General features: G+C 71.4%; 11 protein-coding genes. 3 read left to right on the forward strand and 8 right to left on the reverse strand.

The features are described 5' to 3' along the window. Positions 1 to 6: 6 nt before the first annotated feature. The 6 genes from H566_RS0104870 to H566_RS0104895 form a co-directional block, all read right to left on the reverse strand. Positions 7 to 828: a hypothetical protein gene (locus H566_RS0104870; protein ID WP_034410489.1), complete on the reverse strand. Its 822-nt coding sequence runs from the start codon at positions 826 to 828 to the stop codon at positions 7 to 9. Further along, positions 821 to 2,125, reverse strand: coding sequence for an electron transfer flavoprotein subunit alpha/FixB family protein (locus tag H566_RS29905; RefSeq protein WP_051378051.1), 1,305 nt, complete (start codon positions 2,123 to 2,125; stop codon positions 821 to 823). The genes H566_RS0104870 and H566_RS29905 overlap by 8 nt, the downstream gene beginning before the upstream one ends. Beyond that, complete coding sequence (locus H566_RS0104880) at positions 2,125 to 4,068, reverse strand: DUF3483 domain-containing protein (protein WP_028310552.1); 1,944 nt, start codon at positions 4,066 to 4,068, stop codon at positions 2,125 to 2,127. Before H566_RS0104880 ends, H566_RS29905 begins: the two co-directional genes overlap by 1 nt. A gap of 1 nt (position 4,069) precedes the next feature. Continuing rightward, a complete protein-coding gene (locus H566_RS0104885; RefSeq protein WP_028310553.1) occupies positions 4,070 to 6,133 on the reverse strand; it encodes an NADH:flavin oxidoreductase in 2,064 nt (687 codons plus the stop codon). Positions 6,134 to 6,591: 458 nt separating this feature from the next. Then, entirely contained in the window at positions 6,592 to 8,025 is a 1,434-nt protein-coding gene (locus H566_RS27215) for an ATP-binding protein (protein WP_051378053.1), read from the reverse strand. Further along, a complete protein-coding gene (locus H566_RS0104895; RefSeq protein WP_342668658.1) occupies positions 8,022 to 8,714 on the reverse strand; it encodes a response regulator in 693 nt (230 codons plus the stop codon). Before H566_RS0104895 ends, H566_RS27215 begins: the two co-directional genes overlap by 4 nt. Positions 8,715 to 8,894: 180 nt before the next feature. Here H566_RS0104895 and H566_RS27220 point away from each other — a divergent pair, with 180 nt between their 5' ends. From H566_RS27220 to H566_RS27225, 3 genes are all read left to right on the forward strand, one after another. Then, positions 8,895 to 11,015, forward strand: a complete 2,121-nt coding sequence (locus tag H566_RS27220; protein WP_028310555.1) for an InlB B-repeat-containing protein — start codon at positions 8,895 to 8,897, stop codon at positions 11,013 to 11,015. A 72-nt stretch (positions 11,016 to 11,087) separates the two neighbouring features. After that, positions 11,088 to 11,393 (forward strand): hypothetical protein, encoded by a 306-nt coding sequence (locus tag H566_RS23000; RefSeq protein WP_051378054.1) that lies wholly within the window; start codon positions 11,088 to 11,090, stop codon positions 11,391 to 11,393. Positions 11,394 to 11,487: 94 nt separating this feature from the next. Beyond that, positions 11,488 to 12,144 carry a helix-turn-helix transcriptional regulator gene (locus H566_RS27225; protein ID WP_051378056.1) on the forward strand — a complete coding sequence of 219 codons (657 nt, stop codon included), beginning with the start codon at positions 11,488 to 11,490 and terminating at the stop codon, positions 12,142 to 12,144. Positions 12,145 to 12,729: 585 nt separating this feature from the next. Here H566_RS27225 and H566_RS0104915 read toward each other — a convergent pair. Then, on the reverse strand, positions 12,730 to 13,254 hold the full coding sequence (locus H566_RS0104915) for a DUF5943 domain-containing protein (protein WP_028310556.1): 525 nt from the start codon (positions 13,252 to 13,254) through the stop codon (positions 12,730 to 12,732). A 4-nt stretch (positions 13,255 to 13,258) separates the two neighbouring features. Then, positions 13,259 to 14,227, reverse strand: a complete 969-nt coding sequence (locus tag H566_RS0104920; RefSeq protein WP_028310557.1) for a dipeptidase — start codon at positions 14,225 to 14,227, stop codon at positions 13,259 to 13,261. Between the last annotated feature and the right edge of the window lie 3 nt (positions 14,228 to 14,230).

Consider the following 14,230-nt stretch of genomic DNA (forward strand, 5'->3'; position numbering starts at 1 on the left):
GATTTTTCAGGTGCGTGTCGACCGCAATCCATGCTCTCCGAGGTAGCGCAGCAGGACTTGTGCTTTTTCGACAGAACCCCCGTCGCTTACGACTTGGCCGCCGGCGCCTCCGGTATCGACCGCCGCGCTCATGCGCGCATGGCCGCTGCGGCGGTCCACGGGCTTGAGACGGCGCGGCTTGCGCGTGGCGGGCTCGACCACGGGCGGCTGCCAGGCAGCGGCCTGCGCACCCGTTTGAACGCCCGCCTGTCCGCTCGCGACGGCGCCGGCCGCGCCGGTACCGGCCGTCACCACGCTGCCGCCGACCGCCTTCGCATGCGACCAGCGCTGCTCGCCGCCCGCGAGCGGATGCACGCAGACGATGCTCGCGCCCGTCGCCTCGACGCGCCGGCGCCGGCCCTTGGGCAGGAATTGCAGCGACTCGATGCCGCCCGCCTTGAGCGTCACGTCGAGCGCCTGCGGCAGCACCGCGCGGCCCAGCGCCTCGCCCAGCAGATAGGGCAGCATCCCCGAGCCGAGGCCGTTGTCGGCCGCGCTGCCGCACAGCACCAGGTCGGCGCCGCGCAGGCGCATGGCGAGCGCCGGCAGCGCATCGGCGCCGGCCGGCAGCGGCAGCACTTCCACCCTGCCCGCGCCGAGCGCGAGGTAGTCGCGCAGCGCGGGATTGGCGGCGTCGCCGGCGTGGATCACTTCCACGCTCACGCCGCCGTCGGCCGCGAGACGCAGCGCCAGCGCGAGCGCCGCCGCGTCATTGCGGTTGCGGCGCCACTGGCCGCTGACCGGATGGCGCTCGACCGAGACGAGCACCGCGATTCTGGTGTCAGCCATGGCGGCCTCCGTTTTCCTGCGCGATCGCGGCGCGCAGCGCCTTCATGAGCGATTGCGCGTCGTCGATGATGGTCAGCCCCGCGCGCTTGGCGATCGGCGCGCCCGGGTCGGTGTTGACGGCGATCACATGCCGCACGTCCTTGATGCCCTGCAGATGCTGGACCGCGCCCGAGATGCCGAAGGCGATGTAGCAGCTCGCGCGCACCGTCTTGCCGGTCGCGCCCACCTGGCGCGTGCGCGGAAAGCGCCCTTCGTCCACCGCGACGCGGCTCGCGCCGACCGCCGCGCCGAGATCGGCTGCAAGCGATTGCAGCAGCCCCACGTCGCTCACGCCGGCGCCGGCGGCGATGATGAAGTCGGCCTCCTCCAGCGCCACGTCGGTCGCGGGCACGCGCTCCAGCGCGATCGTGCGCAGCGCCGGGGCGTTGCCGGCGGCGCCGGGGCGCGAGAGCAGCGGGGCGGGCTTGCCGGCAAGGCTTGCGCCGCCTGCCGCCGCGCCGTTGGCTGCCGCGCCATTCATGCCGGCGCCAGACGACGCGCCATCGAGCGTCACCGCCTCGTCGCGGCCCAGCTCCTGCAAATGCTCGTCCACCGCTTCCGGCGCGACGATGACCACGCGCGGCGCGGGCATCACGGCATAGCCGCGTCCGCCGTCGCACAGGCTGCGCACGGTGAAGGCAGGTTCGGCACCGCCCGCGCCACCGGCACTCGCCCCGCCCTTGCCTTCCGGCCGCGCCAGCTCGACCGCGCGTGTCGCCACGCTCGCGCCGAGCCGCGCCGCCAGCCGCCGGCCCAGATCGGCGCCGCCGTCCGGTCCGTCGGCGAGGAACACATGCGCCGGCTGCCAGCGCGCGACCGCCTGCTGCACCAGCGCGAGATCGCGCGCGGGCTCCCAGCGTTCGGCGCTGGCCTCGGGCAGGCTCACGACGAGGTCGGCGCCGCATTCGGCGAGGCTTTCGTCGATGCCGCCGAGCACCAGCGCGACCACGGCCGTGCGCGGCCCGGCGAGCAGCGCCGCGCCGGCGATGGTCTGGCGCGCATGGCCGTCGAGCAGCCCGCGCTCCGAATGCACGACCGCGAGCCAGTACTGCTCAGGCTCGGCGCGCAGCCGCAGGCGCTTGCCGCCCGCATGCGCGCCGCCGTGGGCGCCGGCGTCGCCGCCCTCGCCCGTCGTGGCGCCGAGGATGATCCGCTTCAGCCCCTCGGCCGTGACGATGTAGGGCCGGCGCGGGTTGATGCGCGGCACCGGGCCGTCGTCATGCGCGGCGGCCGCGTTGAAATGGACAGGCGCGTTCATCACTTCACCTCCAGCGTCGCGGCCACGAGTTCGACCACGTCCACCACGTCGGGACGGTTGCCGGTCACGCCTTCGAGCATGGCCGTGCATTGCGGGCAGGCCACGGCCACGAGGCCGGCGCCGGTCGCGCGCGCATCGTCCATGCGCATGTCGGGAATGCGGCGCTCGCCCGGGATGTCCGTCAGCGGCGCGCCGCCGCCGCCGCCGCAGCAACGGCTGCGCGGGCCCGCGCGCTCCATCTCCACCACGGCGATGCCGATGGTCTTGAGCAGCTTGCGCGGTGCCTCGTAGCCCGCGTTGTAGCGGCCGAGGTAGCAGGGGTCGTGATAGGTGACTTCGCGCTGCTCGGCCGACTGGCCGACCTTCAGCCTGCCGCCCGCAACGAGCTGCTCGACGAAGGTGGTGTGATGCAGCACCTCCCAGCGTCCGCCGAGCGCCGGATATTCGTTGGCGAGGCTGTGGAACACATGCGGATCGGGCGTGACGATGCGCGCGAAGCTCAGCGCAGAGATCGCCGCGATGTTCTCGCGCGCCAGCCGCTCGAAGGTGGCTTCGTCGCCGAGGCGGCGCGCGGTGTCGCCGCAATCGCGTTCGCGCGGGCCCATCAGCGCGAAGTCGATGCCGGCGGCCTTGAGCGTCCTGATGAACGCCCGCAGCGTGCGCTGATAGCGCATGTCGAATGCACCTTCACCGGCAATGACGAGCACGTCGGTCTTCACGCCCGGCTCGGCCAGCTTGACGCCGAGGTCGATCGCCCAGTTGGCGCGCGCGGCGTTGTCATGGCCACCCTGCGTGGCGGTCTCGCGCAGGTTGTCGAGCGTCTCGGGCGCCTTGCCCGGGATGTCGCCCTCGACCAGCGCGCGATGGCGGCGCAGCGACACGATCGAATCCACATGCTCGATCAGCATCGGGCACTCCTGCACGCAGGCGCGGCAGGTGGTGCAGGACCAGATCGTCTGCGGCTCGACCAGCTTGCCCACGACCGGCGCGTCGGGCGAGCCCTCGTGCGCGCCCACCTTCAGGCCGGGGCTCGGGCTGCCGGCATAGGCCGCGTCCGTGCCGCCGGCCATGCCGACGACGAGGTCCTGGATCAGCTTCTTCGGGTTGAGCGGCTGGCCGGCGGCGAAGGCCGGGCAGGCCGCCTCGCACTTGCCGCATTGCACGCAGGCATCGAAGGACAGCAGGCGGTTCCAGGCGAACTGCACCGGCTTCTCGACGCCGTATTCCTTCGCGGGCAGATCGAGCGGCGCGAGCGCCGTGCGCTCGCCCTGGGCAGCGCGCTTGTCGAAGCGCGCCTGGCGCGGATGGAAGGCCAGATGAAGCAGACCGGCAAATGCATGTTTGAGCGGCCCGCCACTGCCGATGCCGAGCGCCAGCGGCAGCGCGCCCGCGAGCATCGGCAGGATCAGCAGCAGCGCGAAGCCGCCCGCCACCGGTGCCGCCGCGCTCGCGCCCTCGGCCGCCTGCGCCTCACCGCCCACGCCCTGCGACAGCAGCAGCGCCGCGCCCGCGACGAGCAGGCCGGCGCCGGTCAGCAGCAGCAGTTGCGGAAAGCGTTGCCACGCACCGCGCGACAGCCGCGCCGGCGCGTTCATGCGGCGCTTGACGGCGCGCACCGCGCCCACCGTCATGAGCGCCGCCAGCGCCAGCAGCGCCCAGTCCAGCAGCGGCCAGTACAGCATCAGGCCGTAGTTGAGCGCGATCACGCCGAAGGCGCCGATCGCGCCGCCCGCGACGAACACATGGGTGCGCGCCATTTCCGGCTCGCGCGCCACCACGTCATGCAGATCGACGAAGTAGCGCTTCGGGATCGTCGCCAGCAGCGCGAGATTCACGGGCGCCGTCGCGCCCGCGCGCCACAGCGCCGCCCGCTTCATCACGCCCGCCGCCACCACGACGACGAGGCCCCAGAACGCGGCCGTGACCGCCAGTGCCAGGCTCATGTCAGAAGTCCTTCACGAGACGCAGCGCGTCGTAGATCGCGCCGTGGATGTTGTGCTGGCTGATGCAATCGCCCACGCGGTACAGCAGGAACTTGCCGCCGCCGAGCTGCTGTTGCAGCGCCGGTTGCGGCTCGCTCGCGAACAGCGCGCGCACATCGGTCTGGCCCTTGTTGGCGGAGCGGTCCTTGAGTTCCCAGTAGATCTCGTCGTTGGGTACCGTGCCGTTCTCGACCACCACCTGATCGACCGCGCGCTCTTCCAGCGCCTCGGTGTATTCGCTCTTGATCACGGCGATGAGCTTGTCGCCCTCGCGGTACACGCGGTCGAGCCAGTAGTTGGGCGTCGGGATGATCCCGAGCGCATGCATGCGGCGATAGAAGATCGGGAAGGTCGTGCCGCCCACGTCGTCGGCCACCTTCACGTCGGGCGTCACGATCTCGACCAGGCTGCCGCGCGAGGCCAGGAAGTCGGCCACGCCGAAGCCCGCGTGCGTGCTGATGCTGTCGTACACGAGCACGTTCTTGCCCGGCTCGACCTTGCCCGAGAGGATGTCCCAGCTGCTCACCACCAGACCTTCGTCGGCGCCCCAGGCCGGCACCTGCTTCAGATGCGGCCGGCCGCCGGTGGCGAGCACGACGATGTCGGGCTGCTCGGCCATGACCTCGTCGGCGGTCACGCGCATGCCGAGGCGGCGATCGACGCCGAGGCGCTTCGTCTCAAGATCGAACCAGCGCACGATGCCGGCCATCTGCTCGCGCTGCGGCGCCTTGGCCGCGAGCAGGATCTGGCCGCCGACGGCGTCGTTCTTATCGAACAGCACCACGTCATGGCCGCGCTCGCGCGCCACGCGCGCCGCCTCCAGCCCGGCCGGGCCGGCGCCCACCACCACCACCTTGCGCCTGGCGCCCGTGGTCGGCTTGATCTGGTGCGGCATCGTCGCCTCGCGCGAGGTGGCGGCGTTCTGCACGCACAGCACGTCGAGGCCGTTGTACTGGCGGTCGATGCAGTAATTGGCGCCGACGCACTGCTTGATCTGGTCTTCCTTGCCGTCGCGGATCTTGGTCACGAAGTGCGGATCGGCGATGTGCGCGCGCGTCATGCCCACCAGATCGACCCAGCCGTTGTTGAGGATGCGCTCGGCCTGGTTGGGGTCGCGGATGCTCTGGGCGTGCATGAGCGGGATGTCGATCGCGCTCTTGATGCCGGCGGCCAGATGCACGAAGGGCTCGGGCGGCAGCGCCATCGGCGGCATGCAGTTGGCGATGGTGTTGTGCGTGTCGGCGCCCGAGCCGACCACGCTGATGTAGTCGATGAGGCCGGTGCCGGCCATGGCCTGGGCAATCTCCTTGAGCGTCTCGTGATCGAGGCCGTCGTCATGGAACTCGTCGCCGCACATGCGCAGTCCGACCACGAAATCGCGGCCCACCTCGGCGCGCACCGCCTCCAGCACCTCGCGGCCGAAGCGCATGCGGTTCTCCAGCGAGCCGCCCCATTCGTCGGTACGGAAGTTGGTGCGCGGGCTCCAGAACTGGTCGATGAGCTGCTGGTGCGCGGCCGAGACTTCCATGCCGTCCATGCCCGCCGCCTTGACGCGGCGCGCGGCCAGCACGAAGTCTTGGATGATCCGCTTGATTTCCTCGACCTCGATGGTCTTGGCATTGCCGCGATGCACCGGCTCGCGCACGCCCGAGGGCGACATGAGGTGCGGCCAGTGCTCGCCGTGCCAGGCAGAGCGGCGGCCCATGTGGGTCGCCTGGATCATGATGTAGGCGCCGTGGCGGTGCATGGCCTCGGCGAGGCGCGACAACGGGTCGATGACCTTGTCGGTGCTCAGGTTGACCGACTTCCACCAGCCTTGCGGGCTGTCGATCGACACCGGGCTGGAGCCGCCGCAGACGGCGAGCGCGAGGCCGCCCTTGGCCTTCTCTTCGTAGTAGCGGATGTAGCGGTCGCCCGGCAGGCCGCCGGGTTCGGCATAGACCTCGGCGTGGGCGGTGCTGCACACGCGGTTGCGCAGCGTGAGGTGGCCCAGCTTGAAGGGCGAGAACAGGTTCGGGTAGCGCATCGGGATCGGCTCTCTGGCTTGCGGTCGGCGGCCTGGGTGGCGGCTTTTCGATGCAAGCGAGGGTGCCGTTCCGGCTGGGGGCGGACCATCGCTAAAACGACAGGGAGGCGTCGTTATGCGGCTTCGCGGGGGGGGGCTATACGGCCTTTTGGTCGCGCTGCTGGCGCGGGGCGGGGGGAACGCGGGGCGCGGCTACACGGCGCCGGCCGCCGCTGGACGCGGCGGCTGCCCTTCGCTCCCTTCGGTAGCCCGGCGGCCGGCGTTGCAACTCGCCTTCGCTGCGCGAAGGCTCAGACAGCAACGCCTAAGCGGCTGCGCCGCTTGCCGCCGTCTACCTCGTGCGCTCGGCGGCTCCGACAGCCGCGCCCCGCGTTCCCCCCGCCCCGCGCCTTTTCGTCATGAGGCCGCAGGGGCCGCGTCGGCGTCGCGTCGGCGCCTGTCCCGGCGACGCGCCCTGCTCAGCCGGCCGGCCAGGCGAGGCGGAACTCGACCCCGCGCCCGTCGATGCCGGCGCTGACCTCGACCCGCGCCGCCAGCCGCCGCGCCGCCGACCGCACGATGGCCAGCCCGAGGCCGGAGCCGCTCGCGCTCGCGTTGGCGCCGCGCCGGAAACGCTCGAACAGCCTGGGCATGTCCTCGGCCGGAATGCCGGGGCCGTCGTCGCGCACCCGCAGCTGCACCTGACCGCCCGGCAGCACATCGAGCGCCAGTTCGATGCGCACGCCCGGCCCGCCGTAGCGCACCGCGTTCGCCACTAGGTTGTCGACGATCGATTCGAAGCAGTCGCGCGGGCAGCGGCGCGGCAGGCTGTCCGGCCCGGCGTAGCTCAGCTCGATGCTGTGCGCATGCGCCAGCGCCGCATGCATCGCGAGACAGTCGCGCGCCAGATCGGCCAGATCGATCGTGACCGGCTCGGCCTCGACCGCCGCATCGAGCCGCGCGATCGACAGCAGCTGGTTGACCAGCCGCGAGGCGCGCGCCACGCCGCTGTCGAGCCGGGTCAGCGCGGCCGCGCGCGCGGCCTCGGTGGTAGCGCTGTGCAGGCTGTCGCACTGGGCGACCATCACCGCGAGCGGCGTGCGCAATTCATGCGCGGCATCGGCGAGAAAGCCGCGCTCGCGCTCGATCAGCGTGCGCAGACGCGCGAAGGCGGCGTTCAGCTCGGCGATCACCGGCGACAGTTCGCGGTACACGCCCTGCACCTTGAGCGGGGAGAGATCGTCGGGCCGGCGCTCGCGCAGTTCGGCCGCCAGCTCGCGCAGCGGCTTGAGGCCGCGCCCCACCGCGAACCACACCAGGAACAGCAGCATCGGCACGACGTAGAACAGCGGCCGCACCGCCAGCGGACTGATCATGACGTCGTTGAACAGCTGCTCGCGCGCCTGCTCCGACGAGGCCACCTCGACGCGCCGGCCGCTGCCGGGCGCGACCGCCCGCAGCACCCGGTAGCCACCCCCGGCGCTGTCATGCGCGACGAAGCCGAGCGGCGCGTCGCCCGCCGGCCAGTCGGGCGGCGCCGCGCCGCCGCTGGCGATCACCCGGCCGTCGGCCTCGACCACCCGGAACGCCACCAGTCCGGGCGGCGAGTCTTCGATCTGCTGCGTCCACGCGATCGATGCGGTCAGCCCTTCGAGCGCCCGTGCCAGTTCGCGCGGATCGGCATGCGTGTCGGCCAGTTGCGCCGCCGCGCCAGCGGTGATGCGCGCCTCGCGGTCGAAGTTGCCGCTGCCGGGCGCGTTCACGCCCAGCCGCCCGGTCAGATAGATCGCGCCCCAGCCCATGGCGCAGGCGGCCAGCATGGCCAGCAGCACGCGGCGCGCGACCGATGGTCGATGGCAGTCGGTCCAGCGCGAGCGGGCGGCACCGGAGGCTTCTGGCGCGGCGGTGTTCATCTGCCCTCCAGCCAGTAGCCGACGCCGCGCACCGTGCGCACGCGCTCGTTGCCGAGCTTGCGGCGCAGGTTGTGGATGTGCCATTCGAGCGCGCTGAATTCCATCGGCTCGGCCAGCGGCGCGACCGCGCGCGCCAGCCGATGCTTGGACACCGTCTCGCCGGGCAGACGCGCCAGCTCGACGACGATGCGGAATTCCTTCGGCGACAGCGTCACCGGCACGCCGTCCAGCGTGACCTCGTGCCGGCCGGTATCGATGCCGAGCGCGCCGACCCGCCAGACCAGCGTCGACTGGCCGGCCGAGCGCCGCACCACCGCCCGCACCCGGCTCGCGATCTCGATCGGCGCGCAGGGCTTGATCACATAGTCGTCGGCGCCGGCGTCGAGCGCGGCGACCCGCGCGTCGAGCGCATCGCGCGCCGTCAGCACGATGACCGGCAGCGCCACCCGCCGGCCGCGCCAGTGCGCGAGCAGGCTCAGGCCATCGGCATCGGGCAGGCCCAGATCGAGCAGTGCGCACGCAAAGCGCGGCGCGCCCTCCTCGTCCGCGACTTCGGCCAGCGCGCGGGCATGGCGCACGTCGCGCACCCATTCGCTCGTGAGTCCGTGCGCCGCCAGCGCGCGCTGCAATTCGGCGCCGAGTTCCAGATCGTCTTCGACCAGCAGCAGATGCATGCCTTTCCCCGTCATTGCGATTCCGGCAGCCAGCCTACGTCAGCCCGTCTTTGCCCCGGCCTAGGTCCGAATGCGCCCGCCGCCGGCCTGTCGCGCGGCGCATGGCCGGTCCTGTCCGATGCCCTTTGGTGCTATGGCGCCGCCCGCGTACCCGTCGATACCGTGGACTGTCCCCCTTGCTGGAGAAGTCTCGTGATGTCCCGAACACCCCAATCCCGATGCCTCCTGTCGGTCCTGTTCCGGCGCGGCCGGCGTGCCTGCGCCGCGCTGCTGCTGGGCGTCGCCCTGGCCGGCTGCGGCACCGACGTCGAGGTCGGCGGGCCCGCGGCCGGCATGCACCGGCTCAGCGTCGCCGCCAGCGGCAACGGCAGCGTCACCTCGCAGCCGGCCGGCATCCAGTGCGGCCCGAACTGCACCGCCGACTTTGCCGACGGCACCCGCGTGACGCTGACCGCCCTGCCCGGCACGGGCCAGCTGTTTCGCGGCTGGGGCGGCGAATGCGCCGGCAGCAGCGCCACCTGCAACGTGACGATGAGCGCCAACCGCACCGTCACCGCCGTCTTCGTGCCGGTGCCGCCGACCAGCGTCACACTCACCACCAGCGTGACCGGCGGCGGCACGCTGCGCTCGACACCCCCCGGCATCGATTGCGGCAGCACCTGCGAAGCGAGCTACGCGGTCGATACCGTCGTCATGCTCACGCCGACGCCCGATCTCGGCCAGGTGTTCAGCGGCTGGGGCGGCGCCTGCGCCGGCGCGGGCCTGAGTTGCAGCGTGACCATGAGCGCGGCGCGCAGCGTGTCGGCCAGCTTCGCGCCGGTCGCGGCCGTGCTGCGCCGGCTCGACATCACGCGCAACGGCAACGGCACGATCCGGTCGCAGCCGGTCGGCATCGATTGCGGCAGCACCTGCGCGGCCTCGTTCAACGACGGCAGCAGCGTCACCCTCACCGCGACGCCCGCGACCGGCCAGCGCTTCACCGGCTGGAGCGGCGCCTGCGCCGGCAGCGGCGCGACCTGCACGCTGAGCCTGACCCAGGACCGCAGCGTGGTCGGCAACTTCGCCGCGGCGCCGGCCGCCGCCGCGTGGCAGACGCCGATGCTGCTGGAAGCCAGCAACGATTTCGATGTGGCCAACGGCGCGCTCACCGCGATCGCGTCCAACGGCGACGCGCTGGTCATGTGGGAACAGTCGGACGGCCAGCCCGACGGCAGCGCGCGCAAGGTCTGGTCGCGCCGCTACGTCGCCGGCCAGGGCTGGACGACCGCCGTCGCGGTGCCGGGGCTGGCCGGGCCGGCGTCCTATCTGGCCTCGGGCCGGCTGTTCATCGACGGCAACGGCGTCGCGACCTGGATCCGGCCCAACCTCGAAACCCGGCGCTACACGCCGTCGGCCGGCTGGAGCGCGCCCTTCGCGCCGCCGGCACGCGCGGCCGGCCTGCTGACGGGCGCCGCGATCGACGCCGGCGGCACGATCCGCGTCATCACCTCGGGCGCCGATGTGTATTCGATCGTCCTGCCGGCCGGCACGAATGCCTGGGGCAGCTGGACCCGCATCGACAACGGCGGCGATCTCGATTCGCGCGATGCCGACCTCGCGGTCTCGGCCGACGGCAGCGCCATGTCGGTCTGGCGCGAGCGCAATCCCGGCGACAGCAGGTTCAGCCTCAAGGCCGCGCGCTTCCTGCCCGCGAGCGGCTGGCAGACGCCGCAGGTGCTCGACAGCAGCACCGACAACGTCAGCCCCGAAACCCCGCCGCACGTGGTCATGGACGCGAGCGGCAATGCGCTGGCGGTCTGGCATCAGGGCGACTCGCTCTACACCGCGCTGTACGGCACGACCGGCGGCTGGAGCCCGGCCACCGAGGTCGACACGAATGCGGTCGAGTCGAGCTTCACGGCGCAGATCCGCGTCTCGATGACGGCGGCCGGGCGCGCCGTGGTGCTGTGGCGCAGCGGCATCTACGCGCTCAAGGCGATGCAGTACGCGCCGGGCACGGGCTTCACCGCGCCGGTACAGGTCAACAGCTACGGCATCGATCCCCAGCTCGGCCAGGACGCCGACGGCAATGCGGTCGTCGTCTATCTGGCGCCCGATCGCTGGCCCGCGCCGACCACCGGCTCCGACCTGTACGCGCGCCGTCTGGTCTGGGGCGAAGGCTGGAGCGCCGCCACGCCGATCGAGCCGCTCGACGGCCTCGGCGCGGCCGTCAACGGCGCCTTCAACCGCGACGGCAAGGCGGTCGCGGCCTGGGTGCGCGGCGACACGGCCGGCAGCGGCGCGCGCCGCAGCCTGTGGGTGAACCTGCTGCGCTGATGCCTCTTTTCACGGCCGCCGGACGACCGCGCGTCGTGCCGGCGGCGCCCTTTTTCCACACCGAGAGTCCGCATGTTCCGATTCATTGTTCCGTCCCTGCTCGTCGCCGCGTCCGCGCTGGCCGGCTGCGCCTCGATTGCCGTGACCGATGACGCCATCGTCGATCGCACCTCCGCCGCGCTCGGCCTCGACAGGCAGTCCTTCACCATCAGCAACCGGGTGGACGACGGCACCACCACCCGCTACGCCGTGCACACCCGCAACGGTCAGGACTACCGCTGCTTCGTCGGCGGCTCGATCAGCGTGCTCGGCCGTTCGGTGTCCGAAGCGGTGTGCTCGCGCAAGGGCGAGCCGGCCGCCAATCCGCTGCTGCGCTGAGGCCGGGGGCGGCGCGACTGGGCCAACCCAAAGCTTCGTTCGCCGATGCTGCGACCTCCCCGAACACCGGCATCGCCGCGAGGAGCCGCCCGCCATGACCATCCCGCCCCGCACCGCCCCTCGGCTCGATCTCATCGACCGCGAACCGCTGTTCGGCCTCGGCCTGGACCATGCGCTCGAAAGCCGGGGCGTCGCGCTGCGACCGCGCATGTACGGCGACGTCATGGAATGGATGCGTGACGCGCAGGCGCTGGCGCCGCCGGCCCGCATCGTCGTCGTCGATGTGGCCGCGCTCGGCCCCGACGCCCGCACGGCGCTGGCCATGATTTCGCACCGCGCGCGGGAGTCGGCGCGGATGCTGGTCGTCCGCGATCGCGGCGCGATGCCGTCGCTGCACGCCGACTGGGGCGCCTGGGAAGTGGTGGCGCGCCGCCTGCCGGCGCAGGCCTTCGTCGAGCGCCTGATCCGGCTCGCCGATGCGCGCGCGCCCACGCCTCACGCCACCGCCGCCATCACGCCGCGCCAGCAGGAAGTCCTGACCTGGATCGCGCGCGGCGAACCCAACAAGCGCATCGCGGCACGCCTGGACATCGCCGAGCGCACCGTCAAGCTGCATGTGACTGCCCTGCTCGGCAGCCTCGGCGCCCGCAACCGCACCCAGGCCGTGATCCGCGCCTTCCAGCTCGGCCTGCTCGGCCCCGGCGCCGACGGCGACGAGGGCCGGCGGCGCATGTCGCCGGCCTCGCGCTGAGGCGGCGGGGATGGGTCGGCGGTGAATGCCCATGGCGTGGTTGGCGGCTGACCGGATCCGGGTCCGACCTCAAGGCGGCCGGCACGCCGATCGGCGGAAATGATCTGTGGATCGCGAGCCATGCGCTGGCCGAGGACGCGACCCTGGTCACGCACAACACGAAGGAGTTCGCGCGCGTGACGGGCTTGCGTCTTGTGGACTGGATCGAGTGATGACGACCTGAACGAAGCACCCGAGCCGATGAAGACCGAGCAGAGACCCGGCAACCGGCATCGGAACCGGACCACGCCGGCAAGCCAAGGGCCGCAACGCGGCCCCATCGCCCTTGGAGAAAGAAAGAGTCGCGCGCCGGGGATCGGTCCGGTTCGCGGCTGTCGGAGCCGCCGAGCGACGAGGTAGACGCGAGCGAACGGCCGCAGGCCGTTCAGGCGTCGCTGTCTGAGCGCCGCGCAGCGGCGCGAGTTGCGACGCCGGGCCCGCGGGCTACCGAAGGAGCGAAGGGCAGCCGCGCCGTCCAGGCGCGGCCGGCTCCGTCAGCCGCGAACCGGACCGATCCCCGGCGCGCGACGGACCTTCAAACCACACTCACGCAGCGATGGGCTTGACGACGTACACGCACTCCGACGAACCCTCCGAGGCACATTGCACCTCGCGCGACTCCGTCTTGTACGAGAACCCGAGGTTCTGCCCCACCCAGTCCATCGCGCCGGCAAACCAGCCCTCGAACATGTAGCAGAGCTTGCCGTGCAGGTCCGGCTGCTGGAGCACGAACACCGAGTGCCGCAGCACGATGCGCGCCTCGCCGGTCTCGACATTCGCGCTCTCGAACGCGAACAGCCCCCAGCCGCGCTGCGACAGCCGCTTGAGGTAGTGCTCGAACACTGCAAGCCCTTGCAAGCCGTGCGTCGCCGCTTCCTTCTCGCACCAGTAGTAGGCGCTGCGGTAGCCGGCCGGATAGAGGATCTCGCTGTACTTGTCGCGCCCCAGCGCGCCTTCCACGGCGGCGTGGTTGTTCACGAAGAAGTGGCGCGGCACATAGATCATCGGCAGACCGTCGGTGGTCCACGCGCCGGTCTCTTCATTCACCTCGATGGGCAGTTGCGGTTGCATGCTTTCAGGCTCCCCAGACTTGCTTGAACACGCGCAGCCAGTTCTGGCCGAGCACCTTTTCGATTCGCGTCGCGCTCCAGCCGGCGCGTTCCATCGCGGCGGTCAGGTTGGGCATCTCGCCAATCGTTTGAATGCCCTCGGGGTTCTTGATGGTCCCGAAGTCGGTCAGGCGGCGGTAGCGGCCCTTGTCATGCGTCAGCCACTGGAAGAACTCCTTCCCGAAGCCCTGCGTGAAGTCGGTGCCGATGCCCACGCAGTCGTCGCCGACCAGATTGATGATGTAGCCGATGGCCTCGACGTAATCCTCGACGGTCGCCTCGATGCCGCGCTTGAGGAAGGGCGGGAACATCGTCACGCCGATGAAGCCGCCACGGTCGGCGATGAACTTGAGCTGCTCGTCGCTCTTGTTGCGCGGATGGGCCTTGAGTCCGCTCGGCAGGCAGTGCGAGTAGCACACCGGCTTGCTCGATGCTTCGATCGCCTCGGTGGAGGTGTTGCCGCCGACGTGCGAGAGATCGACCATGATCCCGACGCGGTTCATCTCGGCAATCACTTCGCGGCCGAAGTCGCTCAGGCCGCCGTCACGCTCATAGCAGCCGGTACCGATCAGGTTCTGCGTGTTGTAGCAGAGCTGGATCACGCGCACGCCCAGCTCGGCGAAGGTCTCGATGTAGCTGAGGTTGTCTTCGATCGCATGGGCGTTCTGGAAGCCCAGGATGATCCCGGTCTTGCCGTCGCGCTTGGCCGCGAGGATGTCGTCGGTCGTGCGCACGAGGCTCAGCAGGTCGCTGTTGGCGCGGATCTTCCGCTTCATCTCGGCGATGTTCTCGATCGTCGCCGGAAAGTTCTCCCACACCGACACGGTGCAGTTGGCGGCCGTCACGCCGCCCTTCTTCATGTCCTCGAACACCGGACGGTCGAACTTGCTGATGTTCAGGCCGTCGATGACGATGCTGTCGCTATGCAGGCTCATGGA

Origin of the sequence: Derxia gummosa DSM 723 (genome assembly GCF_000482785.1) — a bacterium.
In the GTDB taxonomy this organism is placed as follows: domain Bacteria; phylum Pseudomonadota; class Gammaproteobacteria; order Burkholderiales; family Burkholderiaceae_E; genus Derxia; species Derxia gummosa.

Coding starts and splice junctions, on each gene's coding strand:
- H566_RS0104870 (WP_034410489.1), bottom strand. CDS start 828: ATGGCTGACACCAGAATCGCGGTGCTCGTCTCGGTCGAGCGCCATCCG.
- H566_RS29905 (WP_051378051.1), bottom strand. CDS start 2,125: ATGAACGCGCCTGTCCATTTCAACGCGGCCGCCGCGCATGACGACGGC.
- H566_RS0104880 (WP_028310552.1), bottom strand. CDS start 4,068: ATGAGCCTGGCACTGGCGGTCACGGCCGCGTTCTGGGGCCTCGTCGTC.
- H566_RS0104885 (WP_028310553.1), bottom strand. CDS start 6,133: ATGCGCTACCCGAACCTGTTCTCGCCCTTCAAGCTGGGCCACCTCACG.
- H566_RS27215 (WP_051378053.1), bottom strand. CDS start 8,025: ATGAACACCGCCGCGCCAGAAGCCTCCGGTGCCGCCCGCTCGCGCTGG.
- H566_RS0104895 (WP_342668658.1), bottom strand. CDS start 8,714: ATGACGGGGAAAGGCATGCATCTGCTGCTGGTCGAAGACGATCTGGAA.
- H566_RS27220 (WP_028310555.1), top strand. CDS start 8,895: ATGTCCCGAACACCCCAATCCCGATGCCTCCTGTCGGTCCTGTTCCGG.
- H566_RS23000 (WP_051378054.1), top strand. CDS start 11,088: ATGTTCCGATTCATTGTTCCGTCCCTGCTCGTCGCCGCGTCCGCGCTG.
- H566_RS27225 (WP_051378056.1), top strand. CDS start 11,488: ATGACCATCCCGCCCCGCACCGCCCCTCGGCTCGATCTCATCGACCGC.
- H566_RS0104915 (WP_028310556.1), bottom strand. CDS start 13,254: ATGCAACCGCAACTGCCCATCGAGGTGAATGAAGAGACCGGCGCGTGG.
- H566_RS0104920 (WP_028310557.1), bottom strand. CDS start 14,227: ATGAGCCTGCATAGCGACAGCATCGTCATCGACGGCCTGAACATCAGC.